Below are 24339 nucleotides of genomic sequence, written 5' to 3'. Positions count from 1 at the left end.
AAATATAGCATACCAGGTATGCATTTAATGGTTAACAGGTTGAAGGTATTTAAAAATGTTAAAAGCGTGGTCCAAGGAAGAATTGGCATGCCTGAAGGCAGCCATGAATGAGTCTATCCAACTGAAAATAATTGCGAATTATTTAGGGAGAACCGTCTCCGCCATCAGTAAGGTTTTGGTACGGCAAGGCATTCGCACGCCTTCTCAAAAGTGCGGAAAACCAAAGGGGAGAAAGCTTGATTTTTCTCAAAGCAAGAAATATGAACGGGATATCCAAGTGATGAAAAAGCTTGCGGTCAAGTATTTCGGGGAAACCTTTGAGCAAAGGAGATTCTCTGCAATTCAAAAAATGCACATCCCCTCTTCCAAAATTTTAGAGGCACAAGATCGATTTTACAGGGGGAGAAGGCGTAAAAAAAAGGATGATTTTTTTCATCTCCCCGCATCCCTTTCTGTCGCCAAAGCATGGGCACATGAAGAGGGTCTTTCGTTTCGTCCGCATTGGCTTTCTTGTACGCATTCTGATCCTGCTTATGTCGTAGGACAAAAGCTAATTTCTGAGACAAAACTCATTATGATGATCAATCAAGCGCGCATGGATAAAGGGCTCAAGCCTTTTGAGATTGCGGAAATTTGTTGGGATTAAGGGTAACACCCATCGCATTTGTGATCAAATCCATGTCGTGATCGCTAATTTTTACAATCCCCAAACGGAAGGGATAGCCCCAGTTGATTTTACCAGACGTTAATTCAAGGTGCATCAAAAGAGGGTGAATGGCGGATTCATGTGCAACTTGAATCCACTCAACATCACGCCGGAAAGGCGTAAAGCCAGGAGTCATCTCCAGTTGATAAGGCGCACCGTCTTTCACGACGCCTAAAGCTGTGAACGCTTGCAATTTATCTGTCCCCCCAAAAGTAATTGTGGGGGAATAATACGCAATGCGATCACAGACTTGAATGCGATTGAGGGGGGCTTCCCTCCCATGGCAAAGTTGCATAATTCCAGCTTCAATTCCACGCCGGACATGATCTCGGCAGGCCACCCCAATCCAGTTTTGTGTCATTGCATATTCAACACAAAAACACGCAAACGATGCCCATCGGGATCTTCAGCCGTAAATGTATGACCAAAGTCCATATCTGTGGGATCTTGAATGATTTTAACACCTTGAGCTTTCCAGTTTTGGTAAGTACTTTGAAGTTCTGGGATCGTAGCCTTTGCAAATCCCAACTCAAATCCAGACCCTCCAAAATCGCCTTGAGGCTGAACATCAGACTTGGCCCAAAGCCCTAATTTGACACCTGAGTCCAACATAAACAAAGCAAACATAGGTGAGGACTCAACAGGAGTAGCTTCCAAAATCTGGCTATAAAATTGAGCGCTTAAAGTGGGATTTTCGACATAAAACATAATAAAAGTGGGGTGTGTCATGGTCGTATTCCTTTCTGTTGTTGCGTTTCAAGAGAATAACCACAAGCTGTGACAGTTTCTGTCAGCAGCGTTCAAGGCTCCAAAACACGAGTTACGCAGTTTGCAGCAAAAGGGTGGGAATCTAAGCGAAAGACATGAGTTTTGTTATTTCTCTAGAGATATCATGCTTAATAACATCCCACTGCTGCTGATAAAAAGAGAAGCCTCCAGCAAGTCGTCTTTTAAATCTTTGAATCCAAGCCGAAATGGCAAGAAATATATGATTTCTTTGGGCTCGTCCCGTGCGAGACTGACAGCGTTCAAGACCGCATGTTTGCTTTAATTCCCGATGATAAACTTCGATTTTCCAACGCGATTTCATGACCAGTTCAATATGATCACGAGAGGGATTATCCCTATTGGTTCCGATATAATCCGTGCGACCGTTTTTGGCAACAAACCGGAAAACAGTAATCCATCCATATCCGCGTAAGTGAACTTTCAGTCCTTCATCTGGAATGTCCAGCTTTTCAAGAGTTTCTCCACGATTCACTTTCCTGTTTTTCTTCAACCCCATCACCCATGTCCAGCCTATGGATTCAATGGCCTTCAGATTATTCAAGCTCGAGTACCAAGCGTCTGCAACCACGTCATCCGGATTTATCCCTCTGTCTTGAGCCAGCTTTAACATTTCCCTGAAATGGTCATTCTTGCTTTTGCCATCGCTGGCTTTATCATAAATACGATAATCAACAGGAATAGAGTCATGACTCCTCAGGCCATGCCATACCAAATTGACAAGACCTATCCCCGCAATAACATCATGGGCATTCCCAGAATACTGATAATGCACAAGCTCTATCTTCTCGCTCCGATTTTTATCCAAAATTGTATCGTCACATACTAAAAAACAAGGTTCTTTCTTGTTAATAAGAGATTGAGTAAGATTCCACACTCCGCTCGGACGCAATGCACTAGAACTCAACCATCGATTGACGCTGTCATGCGACAATGGAATCGGTGACACCTCCGAAAGTGCCAACCCTGAATAGCGCACACTGCTGGCTTGTAAAAATGAACGATAAAGTGATTTTGTGCATTTGTGTCGAGACATCATTTCTTCTCATTTAATAAATATTCCCTCTCACCTTATCTCTTCTCTCTTCTCCTGCAAACTGCGTAACTCGTGGGGATAAATCCGGATGACGTGGTTGCAGACGCTTGGTACTCGAGCTTGAATAATCTGAAGGCCATTGAATCCATAGGCTGGACATGGGTGATGGGGTTGAAGAAAAACAGGAAAGTGAATCGTGGAGAAACTCTTGAAAAGCTGGACATTCCAGATGAAGGACTGAAAGTTCACTTACGCGGATATGGATGGATTACTGTTTTCCGGTTTGTTGCCAAAAACGGTCGCACGGATTATATCGGAACCAATAGGGATAATCCCTCTCGTGATCATATTGAACTGGTCATGAAATCGCGTTGGAAAATCGAAGTTTATCATCGGGAATTAAAGCAAACATGCGGTCTTGAACGCTGTCAGTCTCGCACGGGACGAGCCCAAAGAAATCATATATTTCTTGCCATTTCGGCTTGGATTCAAAGATTTAAAAGACGACTTGCTGGAGGCTTCTCTTTTTATCAGCAGCAGTGGGATGTTATTAAGCATGATATCTCTAGAGAAATAACAAAACTCATGTCTTTCGCTTAGATTCCCACCCTTTTGCTGCAAACTGCGTAACTCGTGTAAGATCGAAATAGGTGATGATAATTTTTTTCTCACACCTAATGGCTTCACGAAGGAGGGGAAGCTCAATACTGTCCTCATTCAAACCCTCACCAGGGCCCACCAAAAGCCCGGCCCCTTCTAATTTTTCCCGAAGATCATTAGGCAGAACAGCTCCAATTTTCACAAGGGCATTTTTAGCTGCCTGAGAAAGGGCAGAATCCCCCCGATTCGCCACCCATCTAGACCCCAAAACAAGAGCTTCGATTTCTTCTTCTGAAAACATCAATGGCGGCAGCATAAACCCAGGACGCAAAATATAACCCACACCAGCCTCACCTTCGATGGTAGCCCCTTGGGATTGCAAGGTAGCAATATCGCGATAAAGAGTTCTTAAGCTAATCCCCAGATCTTGAGCCAATGTGGCGCCTAAAACTGGATACCGATGGTGCCTCAAGATTTGAATGAGATCTAAAAGCCTTTGAGCACGGGACATGAGTGACCTGTTTGAATTTCAACACCAACTCAATACACCCTTTAAGCCGCTTTTTGAACCCCATTCATTCTGGCGAGAAACTGATCAATTTTTTCGATCTCAGTTGCCGCAGCCGTGAAACCTAACCTGACGATGGAACCTTCTTGAGTTTCTAAAATCTTAGCCGGAACTGGGGAAGTATATCCTGGAATTTCAAGTGTGACGCTGGATCCCACGGAAGCTGATTTAGCAAATTCAGGAGAGCTTAAGGCTACACCTGAACAGGATATATCTTTCACATGGCATGTAAATGCTCCCCCGTTTCCAGTGACCTTAACAGAGGATGGATTTTGATAACGTTGATTTTCACGCCGGTCTCCGGCATAGGATTCACGAATGACTTGGCGCATGCGAAGTTGCATGCCCTCCATTTCTTTAATAATACGTTTTGTTGAATCCATAACCGTTGATGACAATGCACGTGTTTCTTGTGCTTCCGTATTCATAAGACTGATTCCACTTGCAACTTCACCAGTACGCATTGCAGCTTGCTGAGTACGTTTGTTAATTTCAGCAGTGGCAATGCCTTGCTCTTCAACAGCGGCAGCGATGGATGAGGAAGCATGATCGATGTCCTGGATGGTGCTGATGATTTCAGAAATGGCCGAAACGGATTCATCTGTGGACTTTTGAATAGACTGGATTTGACCTGTGATTTCCTCAGTCGCTTGCGTGGTCTGATTGGCAAGATTTTTAACTTCTGCCGCGACCACAGCAAAGCCTTTCCCAGCATCTCCCGCACGCGCCGCCTCAATGGTGGCATTAAGCGCAAGAAGATTCGTTCTTTCCGCAATGTCGGAAATTAATTTGATAATCTCACCAATGTGCGTTGAGGATTTTGCGAGTTCTTGGATGGTGACGTTAGTCTTTTCTGTGGTTACCACTGCGGTTTGGACAATATGCGTTGATTCCGCCACGCGTTCGCTAATTTCACGGATAGAACTTGAAAGCTCTTCGGTGGCCGCCGCCACACTTTCCACATCATGCTTGGTTTCATCGGTAACCGCATTGGCAGATTCTGATTGCGCACTGACTTTGTCGGAAGAGACAGTCATAGCTTGTGTTGTCTTTAAAACTTCATCTGAATTTTTAAGAACTTGAGTTAAGGCTCCTTGCAGTTCTGATTCAAGCTTTTCTGAAAGAGTTAAGAGTTTTTCCTTAATACTACGCTCTCGCTGTGCAGCTTCGATGACTTGTTGTTCAGTCATATCTTGAACACGTTTTGCATTATCTTTAAAAATTTGAATAGCTCTCGCCATATCCCCAATTTCATCAGGACGCTCTGTCCCCTCTATCTGAATATCGTAAGATCCTGCGGAAAGTTGATTCATATCTTCAATACTGTGAGCAATGGGCTTTTTTATTTTGAAAACAATGAAATACGCCAACATACCAATAGCCACTAGAAGACATCCAAAAATCCCTAGTGAAATGAATTTCAGAGCAGATTGCCCTTGCGCATAAATCACTTGTTGTGCATTCGCATAATCTAAAATTACGTCTCCTTGCTTATCCATACCAACTTCTAATTTTTTGAAGTTGATCATAAACGAATCATAATCCTTATCTTGGTATTGTCCTTTTTGTATAGCATCAATGACAGACCTTCCATTTTCTGTGTATACTTGAACAATTTTATAGTTGGCCTGGACAAGATCTAAAATGTCTCGCGGCGGCTGCTCTTCGATAATTTCTTTCATATTTTTAAGAAATGTATTTCCATGACTTTCTGCATCTTTAATGGTATCTTTCAGGCCTTCCAGGTCATTCTTCTCTTTTGCACGTATTGCCAAAAGAACATCAGCATGCAGAGCGTCATGAACCATATCACTTTCCATGCTTTTTTTAAGGATATCTGAAGATTTCAAAATATTGTCTACGCTTTGAGAGGTGTAATACTCCATGGCAATACCGCCTACGAAATTCACCACAACTAAGGTAACTGCAGCACCCAACAAAGCCGTCATTTTTCCAAATAATCTCATCATTTTTCCCCTTTAAAAAGAATAAAGCTGAGGGAAATCATATCTCACATAAGTTAAAAGATTATTAATGAGAAAAAAATCCTCCGCAGTAATATTCCACGGAAGATGCAAATAAGAAGAAGATGTGATCAAAAATTACTTATTGTTTTAATGCCGCGTTCATCAAGCCAAACTTGACCATTCCCAATCATACAACCTTGCGCATTTATAAAAAGATTTTTCATATCTTGATTTAAAATCGCATCAATAACTTTTGCGCTCATAATTTCACTATAGTTTTTTACAAACTCTGCGGGTGTTTTGATCATGGTGGCATTTTTTGTATTCGCGTCTTTAAACCAACGCAATGGATAATGAACCATATTGTTCGCAATGGTGTTAGGAATTTCTTTAATATCTTTGGGATCTGTAACTTTAAGCATCTTTTGAAGACCTGCAACAAAGGCCTCAGCGTCTTTTTCTGACATATTTCCAATTTCTGCGGCTACAGGAGCCGTTGTGGTAGGCGCTGAATTGGCGTGAATCGGATTTCCAAATGCCATTGAGACTAGAGTCATTGAGGTGAAGACATTAAATTTCATTGGATAATTTTCCCTGTTTTGTTTTTTCTCCTTCTGGAGGGTTCTTAAGATTATAAAGAATTAATGGCCCTATCACAAGGTGATTTTCTTTGTGAGTTCAGATCCCTCTAATCTGCGGGCTTAACTTTTAAAAATGTTCCCTCAACGCCCGTAATTTTGACTTGAGCGCCTTGGGGTAAGTCTGGCCCTATAACAATCCATTCTGTATCCCCCACTTTGGCTTTCCCCCGACCATCGACTATTGCCTTTGAAAGAACAAAAACTTGCCCCACATATTGGGCTCCTCGATCATTGAGATTGGGGTAATCGGAATCATCTTTAAGCGACGGTTTATATCGTTTACCAATCAGGACACTTACACGAGTTACGCAGTTTGCAGGAGAAGAGAGAAGAGATAAGGTGAGAGGGAATATTTATTAAATGAGAAGAAATGATGTCTCGACACAAATGCACAAAATCACTTTATCGTTCATTTTTACAAGCCAGCAGTGTGCGCTATTCAGGGTTGGCACTTTCGGAGGTGTCACCGATTCCATTGTCGCATGACAGCGTCAATCGATGGTTGAGTTCTAGTGCATTGCGTCCGAGCGGAGTGTGGAATCTTACTCAATCTCTTATTAACAAGAAAGAACCTTGTTTTTTAGTATGTGACGATACAATTTTGGATAAAAATCGGAGCGAGAAGATAGAGCTTGTGCATTATCAGTATTCTGGGAATGCCCATGATGTTATTGCGGGGATAGGTCTTGTCAATTTGGTATGGCATGGCCTGAGGAGTCATGACTCTATTCCTGTTGATTATCGTATTTATGATAAAGCCAGCGATGGCAAAAGCAAGAATGACCATTTCAGGGAAATGTTAAAGCTGGCTCAAGACAGAGGGATAAATCCGGATGACGTGGTTGCAGACGCTTGGTACTCGAGCTTGAATAATCTGAAGGCCATTGAATCCATAGGCTGGACATGGGTGATGGGGTTGAAGAAAAACAGGAAAGTGAATCGTGGAGAAACTCTTGAAAAGCTGGACATTCCAGATGAAGGACTGAAAGTTCACTTACGCGGATATGGATGGATTACTGTTTTCCGGTTTGTTGCCAAAAACGGTCGCACGGATTATATCGGAACCAATAGGGATAATCCCTCTCGTGATCATATTGAACTGGTCATGAAATCGCGTTGGAAAATCGAAGTTTATCATCGGGAATTAAAGCAAACATGCGGTCTTGAACGCTGTCAGTCTCGCACGGGACGAGCCCAAAGAAATCATATATTTCTTGCCATTTCGGCTTGGATTCAAAGATTTAAAAGACGACTTGCTGGAGGCTTCTCTTTTTATCAGCAGCAGTGGGATGTTATTAAGCATGATATCTCTAGAGAAATAACAAAACTCATGTCTTTCGCTTAGATTCCCACCCTTTTGCTGCAAACTGCGTAACTCGTGACTTAAAATGGAAAAGACGGCAAAAAACACCAACTGTCCCCAAACTGGCAAAGGCAGAAAATAATCCACAAGGCCCACCAAAAGCGCTGCCATGGCAATCCACAGCATGAAGGCACCGGGAATAAGGATCTCCCCCACAAGAAGAAGTCCGCCGAGAATCCACCAGCTCCAAAAATCAAGTGAGCTCATAATGACTTACCCCTTCTTGGTCTGTGATTTGGATTCCTCAGAAGATCCAAAAACTTCCTTGGCAATCTCTCCAATTCCCCCCAAAGCACCAATGACATTAGACGCTTCAAGCGGCATCAAGATAATCTTATGATTGGGGGCACAGGCCATTTGTTGAAGAGCCGTGATGTATTTTTGTGCAACGAAATAGTTCACCGCTTGCATATTTCCTTTTGAAATGGCAACAGACACCATCGCGGTTGCCTTAGCTTCAGCTTCAGCCGAACGCTCTCGTGCTTCTGCATCACGAAATGCGGCCTCTTTGCGAGCTTCTGCTTCTAAGATCACGGATTGCTTTTCACCTTCTGCTCTTAAAATTGCAGATTGACGAGCACCTTCCGCCACAAGAATTTCAGCACGTTTGTCACGCTCAGCTTTCATCTGCCTACCCATCGATTCGATAAGATCACGGGGCGGTTGAATATCCTTAATTTCAATACGCGTGACTTTAATTCCCCAAACGGATGTGGCTTCATCCACAACCAATAATAACTGGGCATTAATGCGCTCACGTTGTGAGAGTAACTCGTCAAGATCCATTGATCCCATAACAGTTCTCACATTTGTCACTGTTAAATTCAAAATAGCATTTTCTAAATTTGAAACTTCATAAGCGGCTTTGACCGGATCCAAGACCTGATAGAAAATAACACCATCCACCGTAACCATAGCGTTATCACGCGTAATGACGGCTTGGGACGCCACGTCCAAAACTTGCTCCATCATATTGATTCTGACCCCAATGCGATCGACCAAAGGAATGATAAAATGAAGCCCGGGCTTGAGTGTTTGAACGTATTTTCCAAATCTCTCAACGGTGTACTGCTGACCTTGCGGCACCGAATAAACACCGCGCATTACAAAGAACAGTCCAAATAGGGCTAAGACAACGGCAAAAATTGGAAGTCCTTCCATTTTTAAAAATTCCTTATTTTAAATACTGATACGAGCTAGACTACACACACCCCCCCTGAAGCGCAAGGGCGACCTTAGACCCCGATTTGCGACTCAAAAGTCCATCAATGTAAGCACTAGCCTCCATAAGTTTATTCATATTGACGCCATGATCGACTCCAAGACCATTCAGTAAATAGATCACATCTTCGGTGGCCACATTTCCAGATGCTCCTTCTGCATAAGGACATCCTCCCAATCCACTCAAGGAAGCATCAAATATGTGAATTCCCTTTTCAAGAGACACTGTAATATTAGCAATGGCCATCCCGTAAGTATCATGAAAATGCATGGCCATTTTTTCTTTGGGAAATGTTGCACGTTCTAAAAGAGCAATCACATCTTGAGGAGTTCCCACACCAATAGTGTCGCCAAAAGCAATTTCATCGCATCCCATATCCAAAAGCGTTTCAGCCACCTGCACGACTTTTTGAGGCTGGATATACCCTTCATAAGGGCAGCGGAAAATGCATGAAACATAGCCCCTCACCCGCATACCTTGGGCTTTTGCGAGTGGAATAAATTCAGAAAACCGCTCAAAACTTTCTTGAATCGAACATTTCGTATTTCTTTGGCAAAAAGCCTCAGACGCTGCTGTAAAAACTGAAATGGATTTGATGCCATGATGTTGAGCAATTTCAAAACCTTTAAAATTGGGCACCAAAAACGCATAATCCACGCCAGGCTTCTTTTGGATTTTATCAAAAACATCTTCAGAATTGGCCATGGCAGGAATGCTTTTTGAAGAAACAAAACTGCCCGCTTCAAGAGACTGAAGCCCTGATTCAGACAAAAGATCAATAAGTTTTACGCGCGCCGCAACGCTCAACATCGCACCGCGCTCTGCTTGAAGGCCGTCCCGAGGCCCCACTTCCACAATTTTAACTTGCTTGGGCCATAACATGGACTTTTTCCTCCAGAGGCTCGAGTTCAATGAGCTCCGCCCCCTCCTCAACGATATCTCCAATTTTATAAAAAATCCTCTTCACATGAGCCAATTGGGACGCCCGAATGGCATGCTCCATTTTCATGGCCTCCAGAATCACAAGCGGTTCTCCCCTTACAACCTCATCATTTTCTTGAACCCGAATATCAATCACTTTTGAGGTCATGGGCGCCCTTAAATGATGCTCTGTTTCTTGCAACACAACTTCTGTTTCCCAAGGAAAGCAAAGCGTATAGGTGTGCGTGAGCCCTTGGAAAAAGACTGTACACACCCCCTCTTTTTCAAAAAGGGAAACACGGTGGGTTTCGCCATTGAAGGATATCTGAAGATACCAAAGTCCCTCCCCTGCCTTTTCCCAAACGTAGCTTACTTTTCCAAATTTCTCAAAGTCCCATCCGTCTTGAAAATAGGTGGCCATTAATAAAATCTCTTCCTGAGATCCATTTTTCATTTTAATAGCTTGAGGCTGATAACCTTGAATCGTCCATCCCTCTTTTTGATCCCAAGGAGACGAAATTTTGGAATTTGGAGAGAACAAAAAGAAAAGGGCTGCAGCGAGATTAAAAGGGCTTAAATCGGAATGGGACTCTAAAAATTCATCGCCAGCTCGATCCAAAAGCCCCACATCATGAGATCCTTCAAGAACGCGCGCATCTTGAATCAAATTCAAAAGGAATTCTTGATTGGTTTTTAAACCTCCGATACGCCAAGACGCAAGAGCAATCTTGGTTTTTTGAAAAGCCGTCTCACGATCCCGGCCCTTAACAGTCAATTTTGCAATCATCGGATCATAATAAGATGAAATCTGAGACTCCCGTTTCACACCGCTGTCAATTCGCGCATCAGGAAGGGCCTCATCAAAAACTGAAATAGTTCCCGTTTGCGGTAGAAAATTCTTACCGGGATCTTCTGCATAAAGACGCACTTCAATGGCATGCCCTTGACATTTAATTTCGGATTGAGGAGGCAGTTTTTCCCCTTGAGACACACGAATTTGCCATTCCACAAGATCAACTCCTGTGATTTCTTCCGTAACAGGATGCTCAACCTGAAGGCGCGTGTTCATTTCCATGAAATAAAATTCACCGTTTTGATCCACCAAAAACTCAACCGTCCCAGCACCAACGTATTCAACGGATTCTGCCAATTTCATCGCAGCTTCTCGCATTCTTGAAAGCAACTCTTCTGAAAGACCAAAAGCGGGAGCTTCTTCTAAAATCTTTTGATGACGTCTTTGAAGGGAACAATCTCGCTCAAACAAATGAATGATATTTCCAAAAGTGTCTCCAAAAATCTGCACCTCCACGTGACGTGGCGAAGAAATGTATTTCTCCAATAAAACGGTCTCGTCCCCAAAGGCGGATTTAGCTTCCCTCCGACAAGAGAGGAGAGCCTCAGAAAAAGCCTCCACCGTCTCGACAATCCGCATGCCTTTGCCACCTCCCCCCAAAGCCGCCTTAATGATGAGAGGAAAACCCATCCGTTGAGCTTCTTTCAAAAGAAGCGTTTCCGACTGATCTTTTCCATGAAATCCAGGAATCACAGGAAGCCCTGCCTTTTTCGCAATCTCTTTGGCCAGGCTTTTGCTTCCCATGCTCCGAATGGAGGTGGGGCTCGGCCCTACAAATCGAATTCCTGCCTTTTCGCACGCGTCTGCAAATTCTGGATTTTCAGAAAGAAATCCATAGCCTGGATGAATAGCGTCCACCTGAGCACGCTTTGCAATCTCAATAATTTTGGAAACACTAAGATAACTCTCAGACGCGGAAGCCGGCCCCACACAATACGCCTCATCGGCACTCGCCACATGAACCGCCTTTTGATCCACTTCCGAATAAATCGCAACGGTGCGAATACCCATCCGTTGCGCGGTTTTCATAATTCGGCACGCAATCTCGCCCCGATTGGCAATCAGAAGCTTTTGAAGTCTTTTTTCTACCACGTTCTTATTTTATCCATCCCTGTTTTTAAAATTACTATAGGCGACTTTGGCGCGGATTCAAGTTTTTTTTATGAACAAGCGAATAGCTAGTGCTGCGACCTCCTGAATCATTCTTTTTGAGTTTCCTCAAGTTTTAGATATCCTCAAATTTTGAGGAAATTACACACCTTATTCTCAGCAAAATCTACGGGGATTAGAGAAAGCATTCACCGCAAAGTAGGATCCTCTGCATTTTTATAAGAATCAAAAATACCGTACGATGCGTTTGCACCACTCCGAGGGAGTAGAAGATACATAGAATTATTTCAAGACACATCAAGTCTTCTCTTGAAAAGAAGTTATAAGTCTCTTAAAAAGATAAGTCTGAGTTGGAAGTGAAACGTTGAGCAAACTGTGCTTGTCATCCTGAACCTTTAGTCCCGGACTTAATCCGGGATCACTTCAGGATCTCAGAAAAAAGTGCTGAAATAAATTCAGTATGACAATGCGTTTTACGAGACTCGTATAGAGATGATTTGAAACAAAGGAAACAAGAACATGGTTGCGATTCGATTGCCTGATGGAACGGTTAAAGAGTATTCCTCTGCCGGGACGACGGGCCTTACGATTGCAGAAAGTATCAGTCCTGGCCTTGCCAAGGATGCGGTCGCAGCCCGTGTAAATGGGGAACTGTGGGATTTAACGCGCCTGATTGAAAAAGATGCGGACGTCCAAATTGTGACCAAGAAAAATCCTGAAGGCCTTGAGATTATTCGTCATGACGCGGCTCACGTTTTTGCAGAAGCCGTCAAAGAGCTTTATCCCGAATGCCAAATCACCATCGGTCCTGCCATTGAAAATGGCTTTTATTATGACGTTTTCCGGGAAACAGCTTTTAACCCGGATGACCTTGTAAAAATTGAAGACCGTATGCGCGAGATTGTGGATCGCAACGAAGAGATTACGCGCGAAATTTGGAATCGTAACGAGGCCATTCAATTCTTCAAAGACATGGGTGAACATTTCAAAGCTGAAATCATTTCCGATTTGCCGGAGGATCAAACCATCAGTTTGTACCGCCAAGGAAAATTTATTGACCTTTGCCGCGGCCCCCATTTGCCGTCTACAGGAAAACTTGGAAAAGCCTTCAAGCTAATGAAATTGGCGGGGGCGTACTGGCGCGGCGATCCTAAGAATCCCCAGCTCCAGCGTATTTATGGAACGGCGTGGCCTTCAGAGAAAGAGCTTAAAGATTACCTCTTCCAATTGGAAGAAGCGGAAAAGCGTGACCACCGGAAATTGGGCCGCGAGATGAATTTGTTCCACCTTCAAGAGGAAGCCGTAGGCTCTGTTTTCTGGCATCCCAAAGGTTGGACGCTGTACCGAATTCTTCAAAATTACATTCGCGATAAAATCTCCGAACAAGACTATGTGGAGGTGAATACACCCTCCCTTGTGGATCGCTCACTTTGGGAGCAATCAGGACATTGGGAAAAATTTCGCGAGGGTATGTTCACGCTTGAAGATGGAGATACTTTCTTGGCGCTGAAGCCCATGAACTGCCCTTGTCACATTCAAATTTTCAAGCAAGGTATTAAAAGCTATCGCGATTTGCCATTGCGCATGGCGGAATTTGGATCTTGCGTCCGAAATGAGCCTTCAGGTGCGCTTTCTGGCCTGACCCGCGTTCGATCGTTTGTGCAGGATGATGCGCATATTTTTGCGACCGAAGATCAAATCAAAGACGAAACCTTTAAATTCTGTAGCCTTCTTTTGGAAGTTTATAAAGAGATCGGATTTGAGGAGGTCACTGTACGCTTTTCTGACCGCCCCGAAAATCTGGCGGGGCAAGACGAGCTTTGGGATAAGGCCGAGCTCCTTTTGGAGCAAGGTGCCAAAGCCGCAGGCCTTAGCTATTCCTTGAATCCAGGCGAAGGAGCCTTTTATGGACCGAAGTTGGAGTTCGTCTTAAAAGATGCTTTGGGCCGAGAGTTTCAATGTGGCACTCTACAATTAGATTTTGTTTTGCCAGAACGATTGGATGCGACTTATATCGGGGAAGACGGTAAAAAACACCGTCCCGTCATACTCCATCGTGCAATCTTTGGATCGTTCGAACGCTTTATTGCAATTTTGATCGAGCACTATGCTGGAAAATTCCCGCTGTGGTTGGCACCTGTACAAGTGGCAGTCACCACCATTACGCAAGAAGGTGATGCTTATGCGCAACAGGTCTATGATGCCTTGAAGCGTGCCGGACTTCGTGCCGAATTAGAGCTTAAAAACGAGAAAATCAATTACAAAATCCGCGAACTGAGCCTTCAGAAAGTCCCCTACATTTTTGTAGTGGGTAAGCGCGAAGCGGAAGAAGGCACCGTGGCCATTCGTAAACTTGGCGGTGAGTCACAAGAAATACTTGCACTTGCTGATGCAATTCGTAAACTAGGTAGTGAGGCGCGTCCACCGCACAAACGCTCTTCTCATGGACATGAGGAATGCGTTAAAGAACGCGTCCAAGTCTGCATTAACGATTAACATAACAATAGGAGCTTTTTTGAACATCCGTACCCCTCGCGACCCTAACGCAGCGCCAACAACTGATGGTCCTCGCGTTAACGAACACATCCAATCCCCAAAAGTCCGTTTAGTTGATGAAAATGGTGAGATGGTCGGCGTTGTAAGCCGACGAGATGCACTTGACCGTGCTTTCCAAGCTGGCCTTGATTTGGTTGAAATCTCTCCCAATGCTGAACCTCCGGTTTGCAAAATTTTGGACTATGGAAAATACAAGTTCGAAGCCCAAAAGAAAAAGGCTGAGGTCCGGAAAAAACAAAAAGTTGTCGATGTCAAAGAGCTTTATGTGCGCCCCACCATTGATGAACATGACTATCAAGTCAAAATGCGTAGTGCAAAAAAGTTCATTGAAAATGGCGATAAAGTCAAAATCTCTGTCAAATTCCGTGGACGTGAAATGGCTCACCAAGAACTTGGAATTAAGGTTTTGGATCGTATGCGAGAAGAACTGGGTGACACCATTAAAATGGAGCAATTGCCAAAACTTGAAGGCAAGCGCATCATCATGGTCGTAGCTCCTTCGAAATAAATTTTTTGAGGGGGACGAATTTGCGGAAACAACATAAACAGCCCTCTAAAAACTTTCAGGCCGGTTTGTTCATTTTTCTCTTGGCAAAAGACAAGAAGACAGCTAATGATAAACATATCAGGAAGGTCACGCAGTCGTAGCCTTTAAATCCTAAAACAAATTAATGATTTTAGGTTTCTCTCGGAAGAGATGAGCGTTCAACATATTTTTTAACAACATTGATGTCAATTTCATGAAACCAAATACATATGCGAAACGTCCGCGTCACCATTCACAATCTCGTGGGCGACCCAACCAACAATTTTCTCAGCCTATGAGTGATTCTGGAGATCATTATGATCCCAGGATGAAGGCCACAGCGCAACAACAACTGATGAAATATCTGAACATGGCTCGCGAGGCGGCTTCATCCGGTGATCGCGTGGCTGCTGAAGGTTATTACCAACATGCTGATCATTATCAGCGTGTTTTAAACACCTTCCGCCCACCGGTGCGCGCACCCCAAGCTCCACTTCCAGAGATGCCTAGAGAAGGTGCTGGTCAAGGTTCTCAACTGCCCACACAAACAGAAACAGTTGCATCTGAACCTCAACCTATGGCAACCTTACCCTCAAGCGAGCCTACTTCAGAGGGGGAGGAGACTGCGCCAACCACTCTGTAGTCATTTTTTATTCTTGTATTGGTAAAAGGGAGACCATCCATGAATCTTGAAAAATATACCGAGCGTGCAAAAGGATTCTTACAGGCCGCACAAACCATCGCCCACCGTGATGGAAATCAACGCATTATGCCATCCCATCTCTTAAAGGCCCTTCTCGATGATGAGGAGGGGATGGCTGCATCCCTCATTCAATCTGCGGGGGGAGATCCCACAAAAGTCATTGCCGTCAATATCCAAGATCTTGCCAAGCTACCAAAAATTGAAGGCGCCGGTGCGGGACAAGTTTATCTCTCCCCTGACCTTGGAAAAGTTTTTGAGATGGCCGAAGAGGCAGCACAAAAAGCGGGGGATAGTTTTGTAACCGTCGAATATCTGCTTTTAGCACTTGCCCTGACGAAAGAAAGCGAAGCAGGTAGGGCTTTGGCCGCCGGGGGAGTTACCTCTCAAAACCTGAGCCATGCTATTGTGGCTATGCGCAAAGGAAGGCGAGCAGATACGGCTACTGCGGAAGATCGTTATGATGCCCTCAAAAAATACGCAACAGATTTAACAGCACTCGCACGTGCTGGAAAACTTGATCCTGTCATTGGGCGCGATGAAGAAATTCGCAGAACGATTCAAGTTCTCTCAAGGCGGACCAAAAATAATCCTATTTTAATCGGTGAACCGGGCGTTGGAAAAACTGCGATCATCGAAGGACTTGCCCATCGCATTGTGAAGGGAGACGTTCCAGAGTCTCTTCAACATATTGATCTTATGTCTTTGGATATGGGGTCTCTTATTGCAGGTGCCAAATATCGCGGAGAATTTGAAGAGCGACTCAAAGCCGTTTTACAAGAAATTACTTCGTCCGAAGGTGGAATTATTGTTTTCATCGATGAGATTCACACCCTTGTGGGGGCTGGAAAAGCCGATGGCGCTATGGATGCGGCTAATCTTTTAAAGCCGGCCTTGGCCCGTGGGGAACTCCACTGCGTGGGAGCCACGACTTTAGATGAATATCGCAAGCATATCGAAAAAGATGCGGCGCTTGCGCGCCGATTCCAACCCGTTTTTGTAAGTGAGCCCACAGTTGAGGATACCATTTCAATTCTAAGGGGTTTGAAGGAAAAATACGAACTTCACCATGGGATTCGGATTACGGATGGGGCCATTGTGGCTGCAGCAACGCTTTCGAATCGCTATATCACGGATCGGTTTTTGCCAGATAAAGCCATCGATCTTGTGGATGAGGCAGCAAGCCGCCTTCGCATGGAAGTCGATTCCAAACCTGAGGAACTCGATGAATTAGACCGTCGTTTGATCCAACTCAAAATTGAACGCGAAGCCCTTAAAAAAGAAACTGATGAGGCGTCCAAAGAAAGACTCTCCAAACTGGAGGATGAAATTTCAGGACTTGAGGCACTGGTGAGTCAAATGACAAGTGCCTGGCAGGGGGAAAAGGATAAACTCCAAGCCGCCCATAAATTGAAAGAATCATTAGATACAGCACGAAATGAACTGGAGCTTGCCCAACGTCAGGGAAATCTGACGCGGGCGGGAGAGCTTTTGTATGGGGTTATTCCTGACCTTGAGAAGAAGATTCACGTGGCCGAATCAAACGAAAATGCGCATATTGTTCGCGAGGAAGTCAGTGCCGATGACATCGCAAGTATCGTCTCACGATGGACTGGAATTCCCGTTGATAAAATGCTAGAAGGCGAACGGGAAAAGCTCCTTCAAATGGAGACAAATTTAAGCAATCGTGTGATTGGTCAAAGCGAGGCGGTGGTGGCTATTAGCCAAGCAGTCAGGCGCGCACGGGCGGGACTTCAAGATGCCAATCGCCCCATTGGATCATTCCTCTTTTTAGGACCCACGGGGGTCGGAAAAACTGAACTCACTAAAGCTTTGGCGGAGTTTCTTTTCGATGACGAATCGGCTATGACCCGCATTGATATGTCGGAATTTATGGAGAAGCATTCAGTCTCCCGACTTATTGGCGCCCCTCCCGGTTATGTGGGCTATGAGGAGGGTGGAACTTTAACGGAAGCCGTGCGCCGTCGTCCTTATCAAGTGATCCTTTTTGATGAGATCGAAAAAGCGCATCCCGATGTATTCAACGTTCTTCTTCAAGTGCTTGATGATGGCCGCTTGACGGACGGACAGGGGCGCACCGTTGATTTTAGAAATACGCTCATTATTATGACCTCAAACTTAGGCAGCCATGTTTTGGCTGAGCATCAAGGGGAGCCTTCCGAAGACGTTCGCGAGCAAGTGATGGACGTGGTAAGATCTGCTTTTCGTCCAGAGTTTCTTAACCGTATTGATGAGATTCTTCTCTTCAAACGCCTTTCTCGGGAAGACATGGGCGACATTGTAAAGATTCAATTGCAGCGTCTTATGAATCTTCTTGAGGATCGTAAAATTATCCTTCAATTGGATGATAAGGCTTTAACGTGGCTTGCCGATGAGGGATACGATCCTGCCTATGGCGCACGTCCTTTAAAACGTGTGCTTCAAAGAAGCCTTCAAAACCCTTTGGCCACGCAAATCCTTGAAGGCAAAATCAAAGACGGAGAGACAGTGACAGTTTCCGCAAATGATAAGGGACTTATGATTGGATGAAAATAAAACTGGGTATTGTGGCGGGATTGATTTTGGGGACCCTAAGCAACGGTCCCCTCTTTTCAGCGCCATCATCTGAAAATAAGGCTTCAGCACTTATGCATCAGATTGAGGGTGTTTATAAATACCACTTTAAAAATGGTCTTGTTGATGGCTCAAAATATGATTCTGAAAACATTCTCGAAGTTGTTCCTGTCACAAATGATATACTCTACTTTAAGACGAGCTTGCAGTTTTTCAATGGCCATAGCTGCGGCTTGTATGGTCTTGCAACCTATCAGAAAGATGGTTCCTTTTTGTATAATACTGAGACAGAGGATTCATCTCTTGAGGGATGCCAACTTAAAATTATTCCTACTGCTGACACTATCTCATTTCAAGATGGTGCCAATGGTGGGAAAACATGCCGTAATTACTATTGTGGCGCACGTGGTGACTTTGATGGGGTTGCGTTTAAAATGATCCAAAGACACCCCATTGGGTACATGAAAATTCTCAAGGACTCCCAAGATTATAAAGACTCAGTTAAGGATCTGAAAAAGGATTAAATCCTTTTTCACAAGAAAGACGTTTTGGTGCCCCTCATTCGTCCTTAATTTTGACGGAAATATAGCGCATTTCATCTTCACGATTAATCAAAAGAAGAACGGATTTACGGCCCGCTTTTTTCGCTTTTTCGACCAAGTTAACGACATCTTCCGGTTTTTGAACATCTTCCTGACTGATTTCAACAATGATATCCCCTGATTGAAGCCCTTTAAACGCCGCATTACTTTTGGGATTAACCTCTGTGACAACCACACCCGCAATATCATCGGCGATTCCATTTTCACGACGAAAATCAGGAGTGAGCGTTTGGAATGACATACCCAAGGCTTGAGTCGTTTTGGCGGTGGATTTTGCTTGAGGGGATTTGATAATTCCAGCCTCTTCCGCCTCTTCAAATTCACCTACGGTGATATTTTGAACAAAGGTTTTCCCTTTGCGCCAAATGGTGAGAGGTGCCACCGATCCCACAGGCATATCGCCCACAAGTTGCGGTATGCTACGTGAATCTTTGACAGGTGTCTCCCCTACTTTCAAGATGACATCTCCGGGCAAAAGTTTGGCAGCCGCAGCGGGTCCTCCTGGAATCACACTTCCGACAAGGGCACCTTCAACTGTTTTAAAGCCCAAACCTTCAGCGATATCTTCCGTAACCGACTGGATGCGAACGCCGAGCCAACCGCGCTTCGTACGTCCAAACTCACGAATTTGATCCACAACTTTTTGTGCAACGGATGCGGGAATCGCAAAACCAATCCCTACACTCCCCCCCGTGGGCGAGAAAATCGCACGGTTAATGCCCACGACCTGTCCCTGCATATTAAACATGGGCCCACCAGAATTCCCCACATTAATGGAGGCATCCGTTTGAATATAACCTTGAACGTAGTCGAGATTAACCCCAGGGTTTTGGCTCGCAGAAATATCTCTTTTGATGGTGGAGACAATTCCTGCCGTCACCGTTCCGCCCAAACCAAAAGGATTGCCAATGGCAATAATCCAGTCACCAGTCCTCAGTTTTTCAGAATCACCCCAATTGACAAAAGGCAGCTTTGTTTTGGTTTCCACTTTCAAAAGCGCAATGTCGGTGCGGTGGTCACGCCCCACCACGGTTGCGGGTAATTTTGTGTTGTCGTTCAAAATAACGGTAACTTCATCCGCCCCTTCAATCACGTGATAGTTGGTGACAACAAGTCCCTCGGGCGAGACGATAAACCCACTTCCTAAAGACGCGACATTCCTGTGGCTCGGGGCTTGCTGGTCAAAAAATTCCCGCAGCATATCCTCAAGCGGACCGGAGGGCAGATTCGGATCAAGGGGAATAGGACTGCGAAGTTGCGGACCTGATTTCACTTTTGTCTTGGTTGAAATATTCACAACCGCCGGCAATAGAGGCGCCACCATATCCGCAAATCCTTGCGGCGCAGAAACAGGTGAGGGTTTAACCTCTTGAGCTCTCAAAGTTGCATTCTCAAGGCTGAGAGTGGCTAAAAGAACAAGAGAGAGAGAAAATCGTGAAATCTTCATAGTGTTACCTTCTAAAAAAAAAGAGCAGTTGAGTAGATATTTTTTTGCATCCCTATCGTCATGCTAACCTTTTAGTCCCGGGCTTGATCCGGAATTATTTCAGGATCTTTTTTTGAGATGCCAAGTAGCAAGTTCATCAGGACAACTCTATTGAGCATTTTTCAAACATACTAAACTAAGAATTGAAGAAGTTTCATCACGTGCACTTATCCTCCAAAGTATTTAAAGAACGTATTTGTAGGAGATAGAATATAAGTTGTGCTATCACTTGCAAGTCCTTTTTCATACGCTTGCAAAGACTGATAAAAATCAAAGAATTCCGGGTCCTGACCATAGGCTTGGGCAGAAATATCAGTCACAATGGCATCCCCCTCACCACGCAAAATTTGAGATTGCTTACGAGCATCTGCCAAAATAATAGTCTTTTCTTTATCTGCTTTGGATTTGATTTCTTGCGCCATTTCATCACCGCGTGATCTGAATTCTTGAGATTCTTGTTTCCGCTCAGAAATCATTCGCGAAAAAATGGCTTCACTGTTCTTCACTGGCAAATCGGTCCGACGCAAACGAAGATCCACAACTTGCACACCAAAATCTTTGGCTTCTGTATTCATTTGATCGCGAATTTGCTTCGTAATTTCTTCACGTTTTGCAGACAGAACATCTGATAATTTGACCTTACCTAAAATGCTCAAGACGATACCACTATTAAGCCCCTCAAGGCGAGCCTTGGCGCCCTGCTCATTTCTCACAGTCCGATAAAAAATTTCAGGTTCTGCAATGCGATAACGCGTGAAGGTATCAACCGTTAAGCGCTTTTGATCGCCCAATGTGGCCTCAAGCGCCTGCATGTCAAAATCCAAGATTCGGTTATCGTAATAGATAATATCTTGCATGAAGGGAATTTTGAATTGAAGTCCCGGATCCTTTTCAATACGCACCAATCGTCCAAATTGGAGGACGAGCGCTTGCTGCCCCTGCCCTACAATAAAGAACGAACTGGTCGCAAGAAAGAAAACGATCAAAAGTGGGACGATATAAGCAATGAGTGAGTTCTGTCTCATTTTTTCACCTCTTCCGTTGAAGCTGTCTCAGGGATGGGTTTTGTCTTAAGCTCAGGCAAAGGCAAGTAAGGCAAGACACTTTGCTTTCCAGTGTCGCCATTTGTGACCAGTTTATTTGCCCCTTGCAAAATTGTTTGCATGGTTTTGAGATAAAGACGCTTTTTGGTAATCTCTGGCGCTTTGCGATATTGTGTCAAAACGGACAGGAATCGTTGCGTATCACCTTGGGCATCTGCCACAATCTGTGACTTATAAGCTTCCGCATCTTGGATGATTTTTTGAGCTTCTCCTCGCGCCACAGGCACGATAGAGTTATGATAAAACTCAGCTTCGTTCCGTTTTCTTTCCATATCCGCTTTGGCGCGTTGAACGTCCAAATACGCATCCACAACCTCAGCCGTCGGAGGTGTCACTTTCAAGAGTTTCACTTGGGTAATAGTCACACCCAATTTATACTCATCAATGACTTTTTGAAGACGTTCTTTGACCTTGATGTTAATATCAGAACGCCCCTCAGATAAAGCTTGCGCAATGGGCGTTTGAGCAATGACTTCACGGAAGACACTGTCTGCTGCCGCCTTTACTGTTGCTTCTGGAGATTTTGCACTAAAGAGAAAATTCTCAAGATTGTTGATTTGCCAATATACGGCAAACTGCACATCGGCGATGTTTTCATCTCCCGTCAGCATCAAGCTGCCATCACCTGCATTTTCTGAATTTAATGTAGTATTCGTGAAAACGTTAATTGTAGTAACATTTCGAATAACTGCAGTTTCAATAGGTAGCGGCAAGTGGTAGTGAAGCCCTGGATCTGTTGTGCGATCCCATTTTCCAAATTTCAAAATGGCCGCTTGTTGATCGTTTTGAACTTGGTAAACACCTGTTAAAAGCCAGAGAATAAAAACACCGCCTGCAACAAGCCACAGTAAATTTTTATTAGGACCTGGGCCTCCGGACATCTTTTTAAATTTCTTTTTCTGGTCCTTAAACCATTTTTCAAAATCAGGGGGCGTACTCTTGCCACCACCGGGCTTGCGTTGCCATGGATTTTTATCATCATTATTGTTTCCCCAAGGGCCACCATTTTCATCCCAGGCCATAACCTACCTCATTCGTCAGGATTGTCATTTCACTATAAATATATAAAGTATCACTGAAAAAGAAGCAATTGAAAGGATATATGAATGTTACATGATCACGTGGTGGCCATCTTATCACAGGTGATGCATCCGTTAACCCAGAAAAGCCTCATGGAATCGGACTGTATCTCAGGCCTTGAGATAACCGAAAATGGAATTATTACCTTTACCCTTGAGTTTGATACGCAACATATTCAACTAGCACAAGAAGTTAAAGAGAAGCTCGCACAAATCCTCAAAAAAATTCCAGGAATTGAAGAGGTCCGCATTATTTTAACCGCCCAAAAAAAATCAAAGCTGCTTAATCCCAAAGAGAGAAAATCTATTGAGGGCGTGCGCAATGTGATTGCCATAGCCTCTGGAAAGGGGGGCGTTGGAAAATCAACGACCGCCGTGAACCTCGCCCTGTCCCTTCATCAGTTGGGGCTGCGTGTGGCCTTGTTAGATGCCGATATTTATGGACCCTCCATTCCCCGCATGCTCGGAATTCGAGATCGCGTCAAATCTGAGGACGGAAAAATATTAATCCCCCATGAGAAATATGGAATTGCAGTCATGTCTTTGGGATTTATGACAGATGAGGAAACGCCCGCCATTTGGCGCGGGCCGATGGTGCAAAGTGCTCTTCAACAAATGCTACGACAAGTCAGTTGGGGGGAACGAGATGTCCTTGTTATTGATTTGCCGCCCGGAACCGGAGACATTCAATTATCCCTTGTCCAAACGGTGCCATTGACGGGGGCGGTGATTGTTTCAACGCCTCAAGACATTGCTCTTATTGATGCACGCAAGGGTCTAAATATGTTTCGTAAATTAGAAATCCCCGTCTTAGGAATTGTTGAGAATATGAGTTACTTTACCTGCCCCCATTGCGGTGACCAGTCGCACATTTTTGACCATGGTGGCGCAAAAAAAGAGGCAAAGAGATTGGAAGTGCCTTTTTTGGGTGAGATCCCCCTTCAGGGCAAAATTCGGGAAACCTCAGATCAAGGAAATCCCATTGTCATCAGCTCTCCCGAAAGTGTCGAGGCTCAGTGCTATATCAAGGTCGCAGAGAAAATCATGGGACCCCTGAAATGAAACACTCACCTCTTGGATTGCATAAATTGAGACACCATTTTCTTCAGCTCCCCAATTTCATTTTTAAGGTTGTCAATTTCTTGCACTTCGATGGTAATTAATTTTGCCTGATCTTTGACATTTTTTTCCAAAGGATCCTCATCATTTTGAACGGCTCGCTGAAGGGCAGTTACAACCACCGCCACAAAAAGGTTCAAAAGAACAAAAGCCAAAATCAAAGTAGCAGAGAGAAAGAAAATCCAGGAGTAAGGGTAGGCAAGAAGAATAGGCCTTACTATGGCGCCATAATCATCATAAATCATAAGACGGAAAAGCGTAAAAAACGACCAACCCAATGTGCCAAAACGTTCCGGGAATTGCTCTGAAAACAGTTCAACGCCAATCACCGCTAAAATATAAAAGCCCACCAGCATGAAAATTACAACATTCAAAGCACTAGGCCCCACATGTCTTAAGGCCGCAAGCAAATGACGTGTGTGCGGAGAGAGCTCAAACAAACTGAGAGAATGGAATACACGAAAGGACCTTAAAATCGTAAGCCCCGCCGCATGAGGCAGAATCGAGATCACAATAACACTTAAGTCAAAAATATTCCAACCATGCTTGAAAAAGTCGCGCCGAAAGACAATCATTTTCGTCAAAAGCTCAAGGATAAATGCGCCCAGAATAAAATATTCCAAAACCTCAAATTCAAAGCCGATTTTGTGCATGACGTCTTTTGAGGTCTCAAGCCCTATGCCAATTGCATTGACAATAATAAGCCCTAAAAGAATCATTTGAAATAAGCGACTTTCAAAAAAATCAGCGAGTTTTTTACGATGCGGATGCACTTTAGACCTCCTATTTTTTTTGAGTAGCTTACATTTTTTTCCAATGAC

21 protein-coding genes and 2 pseudogenes are annotated in these 24339 nt (G+C 44.2%); 9 read left to right on the top strand and 14 right to left on the bottom strand.

Features of this window, described 5'->3' with window-relative positions; genetic code table 11:
• Positions 1-55 precede the first annotated feature (55 nt).
• Positions 56-646, top strand: a complete 591-nt coding sequence (locus Bealeia2_RS03405; RefSeq protein WP_331255725.1) for a hypothetical protein — start codon at positions 56-58, stop codon at positions 644-646.
• Here the strand turns inward: Bealeia2_RS03405 and Bealeia2_RS03400 are convergent.
• The 3 genes from Bealeia2_RS03400 to Bealeia2_RS03390 all read right to left on the bottom strand — a co-directional run bounded on the left by Bealeia2_RS03400 (position 609) and on the right by Bealeia2_RS03390 (position 2528).
• Positions 609-1067 carry an EVE domain-containing protein gene (locus Bealeia2_RS03400; protein ID WP_331255724.1) on the bottom strand — a complete coding sequence of 153 codons (459 nt, stop codon included), beginning with the start codon at positions 1065-1067 and terminating at the stop codon, positions 609-611. The genes Bealeia2_RS03405 and Bealeia2_RS03400 overlap by 38 nt on opposite strands.
• On the bottom strand, positions 1064-1435 hold the full coding sequence (locus Bealeia2_RS03395) for a VOC family protein (protein WP_331255723.1): 372 nt from the start codon (positions 1433-1435) through the stop codon (positions 1064-1066). Before Bealeia2_RS03395 ends, Bealeia2_RS03400 begins: the two co-directional genes overlap by 4 nt.
• 121 nt (positions 1436-1556) lie before the next feature.
• Complete coding sequence (locus Bealeia2_RS03390; protein WP_422388038.1) at positions 1557-2528, bottom strand: IS701 family transposase; 972 nt, start codon at positions 2526-2528, stop codon at positions 1557-1559.
• Between the two features lie 75 nt (positions 2529-2603).
• Between Bealeia2_RS03390 and Bealeia2_RS03385 the strand changes: the two are divergent.
• Positions 2604-3128: pseudogene (locus tag Bealeia2_RS03385) on the top strand (transposase); the annotation flags it as partial.
• Between the two features lie 40 nt (positions 3129-3168).
• Here the strand turns inward: Bealeia2_RS03385 and Bealeia2_RS03380 are convergent.
• The 4 genes and pseudogenes from Bealeia2_RS03380 to Bealeia2_RS03365 form a co-directional block, all read right to left on the bottom strand.
• Positions 3169-3639 (bottom strand): annotated as a pseudogene (locus Bealeia2_RS03380) (helix-turn-helix transcriptional regulator); the annotation flags it as partial.
• Positions 3640-3680: 41 nt separating this feature from the next.
• A complete protein-coding gene (locus tag Bealeia2_RS03375; RefSeq protein WP_331255720.1) occupies positions 3681-5666 on the bottom strand; it encodes a methyl-accepting chemotaxis protein in 1986 nt (661 codons plus the stop codon).
• Positions 5667-5791: 125 nt separating this feature from the next.
• The gene (locus tag Bealeia2_RS03370; protein ID WP_331255719.1) at positions 5792-6220 is read right to left on the bottom strand and encodes a hypothetical protein; all 429 of its coding nucleotides are present in this window, start codon (positions 6218-6220) and stop codon (positions 5792-5794) included.
• Between the two features lie 131 nt (positions 6221-6351).
• The gene (locus Bealeia2_RS03365) at positions 6352-6516 is read right to left on the bottom strand and encodes an NfeD family protein (protein ID WP_462346298.1); all 165 of its coding nucleotides are present in this window, start codon (positions 6514-6516) and stop codon (positions 6352-6354) included.
• Between the two features lie 161 nt (positions 6517-6677).
• Between Bealeia2_RS03365 and Bealeia2_RS03360 the strand changes: the two genes are divergently transcribed.
• Complete coding sequence (locus Bealeia2_RS03360) at positions 6678-7649, top strand: IS701 family transposase (protein WP_422388038.1); 972 nt, start codon at positions 6678-6680, stop codon at positions 7647-7649.
• Between the two features lie 231 nt (positions 7650-7880).
• Here the strand turns inward: Bealeia2_RS03360 and Bealeia2_RS03355 are convergent, their stop codons facing one another.
• The 3 genes from Bealeia2_RS03355 to Bealeia2_RS03345 are packed head-to-tail and all read right to left on the bottom strand — an operon-like array spanning position 7881 to position 11755.
• Positions 7881-8828 carry an SPFH domain-containing protein gene (locus tag Bealeia2_RS03355; RefSeq protein WP_331255718.1) on the bottom strand — a complete coding sequence of 316 codons (948 nt, stop codon included), beginning with the start codon at positions 8826-8828 and terminating at the stop codon, positions 7881-7883.
• Positions 8829-8868: 40 nt separating this feature from the next.
• Positions 8869-9771, bottom strand: coding sequence for a hydroxymethylglutaryl-CoA lyase (locus tag Bealeia2_RS03350; protein WP_331255717.1), 903 nt, complete (start codon positions 9769-9771; stop codon positions 8869-8871).
• Complete coding sequence (locus tag Bealeia2_RS03345; protein ID WP_331255716.1) at positions 9749-11755, bottom strand: acetyl/propionyl/methylcrotonyl-CoA carboxylase subunit alpha; 2007 nt, start codon at positions 11753-11755, stop codon at positions 9749-9751. Before Bealeia2_RS03345 ends, Bealeia2_RS03350 begins: the two co-directional genes overlap by 23 nt.
• A gap of 537 nt (positions 11756-12292) precedes the next feature.
• Between Bealeia2_RS03345 and thrS the strand changes: the two genes are divergently transcribed.
• From thrS to Bealeia2_RS03320, 5 genes are all read left to right on the top strand, one after another.
• Positions 12293-14269: a threonine--tRNA ligase gene (gene thrS, locus Bealeia2_RS03340; protein WP_331255715.1), complete on the top strand. Its 1977-nt coding sequence runs from the start codon at positions 12293-12295 to the stop codon at positions 14267-14269.
• 19 nt (positions 14270-14288) lie between these two features.
• Complete coding sequence (gene infC / locus Bealeia2_RS03335; protein ID WP_331255714.1) at positions 14289-14837, top strand: translation initiation factor IF-3; 549 nt, start codon at positions 14289-14291, stop codon at positions 14835-14837.
• A gap of 232 nt (positions 14838-15069) precedes the next feature.
• Positions 15070-15498: a DUF4167 domain-containing protein gene (locus tag Bealeia2_RS03330; RefSeq protein WP_331255713.1), complete on the top strand. Its 429-nt coding sequence runs from the start codon at positions 15070-15072 to the stop codon at positions 15496-15498.
• A 39-nt stretch (positions 15499-15537) separates the two neighbouring features.
• Positions 15538-18105: an ATP-dependent chaperone ClpB gene (clpB, locus tag Bealeia2_RS03325; RefSeq protein WP_331255712.1), complete on the top strand. Its 2568-nt coding sequence runs from the start codon at positions 15538-15540 to the stop codon at positions 18103-18105.
• Positions 18102-18653: a hypothetical protein gene (locus Bealeia2_RS03320; protein ID WP_331255711.1), complete on the top strand. Its 552-nt coding sequence runs from the start codon at positions 18102-18104 to the stop codon at positions 18651-18653. The genes clpB and Bealeia2_RS03320 overlap by 4 nt, the downstream gene beginning before the upstream one ends.
• A 34-nt stretch (positions 18654-18687) precedes the next feature.
• Here the strand turns inward: Bealeia2_RS03320 and Bealeia2_RS03315 are convergent, their stop codons facing one another.
• The 3 genes from Bealeia2_RS03315 to hflK all read right to left on the bottom strand — a co-directional run bounded on the left by Bealeia2_RS03315 (position 18688) and on the right by hflK (position 22342).
• Positions 18688-20178: a Do family serine endopeptidase gene (locus tag Bealeia2_RS03315; protein WP_331255710.1), complete on the bottom strand. Its 1491-nt coding sequence runs from the start codon at positions 20176-20178 to the stop codon at positions 18688-18690.
• A 206-nt stretch (positions 20179-20384) separates the two neighbouring features.
• Positions 20385-21242 (bottom strand): protease modulator HflC, encoded by an 858-nt coding sequence (hflC, locus tag Bealeia2_RS03310; protein ID WP_331255709.1) that lies wholly within the window; start codon positions 21240-21242, stop codon positions 20385-20387.
• Complete coding sequence (gene hflK / locus Bealeia2_RS03305; RefSeq protein WP_331255708.1) at positions 21239-22342, bottom strand: FtsH protease activity modulator HflK; 1104 nt, start codon at positions 22340-22342, stop codon at positions 21239-21241. The genes hflC and hflK overlap by 4 nt, the downstream gene beginning before the upstream one ends.
• An 84-nt stretch (positions 22343-22426) precedes the next feature.
• On the opposite strand from hflK, the gene apbC reads away from it, so the two are divergent.
• Complete coding sequence (gene apbC, locus Bealeia2_RS03300; RefSeq protein WP_331255707.1) at positions 22427-23461, top strand: iron-sulfur cluster carrier protein ApbC; 1035 nt, start codon at positions 22427-22429, stop codon at positions 23459-23461.
• A 5-nt stretch (positions 23462-23466) separates the two neighbouring features.
• On the opposite strand, the gene Bealeia2_RS03295 is transcribed toward apbC, so the two are convergent.
• Positions 23467-24291 (bottom strand): ion transporter, encoded by an 825-nt coding sequence (locus tag Bealeia2_RS03295; protein ID WP_331255706.1) that lies wholly within the window; start codon positions 24289-24291, stop codon positions 23467-23469.
• Between the last annotated feature and the right edge of the window lie 48 nt (positions 24292-24339).

The sequence above is a fragment of the Candidatus Bealeia paramacronuclearis genome (assembly GCF_035607555.1).
Classification (GTDB): domain Bacteria; phylum Pseudomonadota; class Alphaproteobacteria; order UBA9655; family UBA9655; genus Bealeia; species Bealeia paramacronuclearis.
This window is presented reverse-complemented; position numbering and strand designations above follow the sequence as displayed.

Excerpts from the sequence above, each read along its gene's own strand:
- Bealeia2_RS03405 (WP_331255725.1), top strand. The coding sequence starts at position 56 with ATGTTAAAAGCGTGGTCCAAGGAAGAATTGGCATGCCTGAAGGCAGCC.
- Bealeia2_RS03400 (WP_331255724.1), bottom strand. The coding sequence starts at position 1,067 with ATGACACAAAACTGGATTGGGGTGGCCTGCCGAGATCATGTCCGGCGT.
- Bealeia2_RS03395 (WP_331255723.1), bottom strand. The coding sequence starts at position 1,435 with ATGACACACCCCACTTTTATTATGTTTTATGTCGAAAATCCCACTTTA.
- Bealeia2_RS03390 (WP_422388038.1), bottom strand. The coding sequence starts at position 2,528 with ATGTCTCGACACAAATGCACAAAATCACTTTATCGTTCATTTTTACAA.
- Bealeia2_RS03375 (WP_331255720.1), bottom strand. The coding sequence starts at position 5,666 with ATGATGAGATTATTTGGAAAAATGACGGCTTTGTTGGGTGCTGCAGTT.
- Bealeia2_RS03370 (WP_331255719.1), bottom strand. The coding sequence starts at position 6,220 with ATGACTCTAGTCTCAATGGCATTTGGAAATCCGATTCACGCCAATTCA.
- Bealeia2_RS03360 (WP_422388038.1), top strand. The coding sequence starts at position 6,678 with ATGTCTCGACACAAATGCACAAAATCACTTTATCGTTCATTTTTACAA.
- Bealeia2_RS03355 (WP_331255718.1), bottom strand. The coding sequence starts at position 8,828 with ATGGAAGGACTTCCAATTTTTGCCGTTGTCTTAGCCCTATTTGGACTG.
- Bealeia2_RS03350 (WP_331255717.1), bottom strand. The coding sequence starts at position 9,771 with ATGTTATGGCCCAAGCAAGTTAAAATTGTGGAAGTGGGGCCTCGGGAC.
- thrS (WP_331255715.1), top strand. The coding sequence starts at position 12,293 with ATGGTTGCGATTCGATTGCCTGATGGAACGGTTAAAGAGTATTCCTCT.
- Bealeia2_RS03330 (WP_331255713.1), top strand. The coding sequence starts at position 15,070 with ATGAAACCAAATACATATGCGAAACGTCCGCGTCACCATTCACAATCT.
- clpB (WP_331255712.1), top strand. The coding sequence starts at position 15,538 with ATGAATCTTGAAAAATATACCGAGCGTGCAAAAGGATTCTTACAGGCC.
- Bealeia2_RS03320 (WP_331255711.1), top strand. The coding sequence starts at position 18,102 with ATGAAAATAAAACTGGGTATTGTGGCGGGATTGATTTTGGGGACCCTA.
- Bealeia2_RS03315 (WP_331255710.1), bottom strand. The coding sequence starts at position 20,178 with ATGAAGATTTCACGATTTTCTCTCTCTCTTGTTCTTTTAGCCACTCTC.
- hflC (WP_331255709.1), bottom strand. The coding sequence starts at position 21,242 with ATGAGACAGAACTCACTCATTGCTTATATCGTCCCACTTTTGATCGTT.
- hflK (WP_331255708.1), bottom strand. The coding sequence starts at position 22,342 with ATGGCCTGGGATGAAAATGGTGGCCCTTGGGGAAACAATAATGATGAT.
- apbC (WP_331255707.1), top strand. The coding sequence starts at position 22,427 with ATGTTACATGATCACGTGGTGGCCATCTTATCACAGGTGATGCATCCG.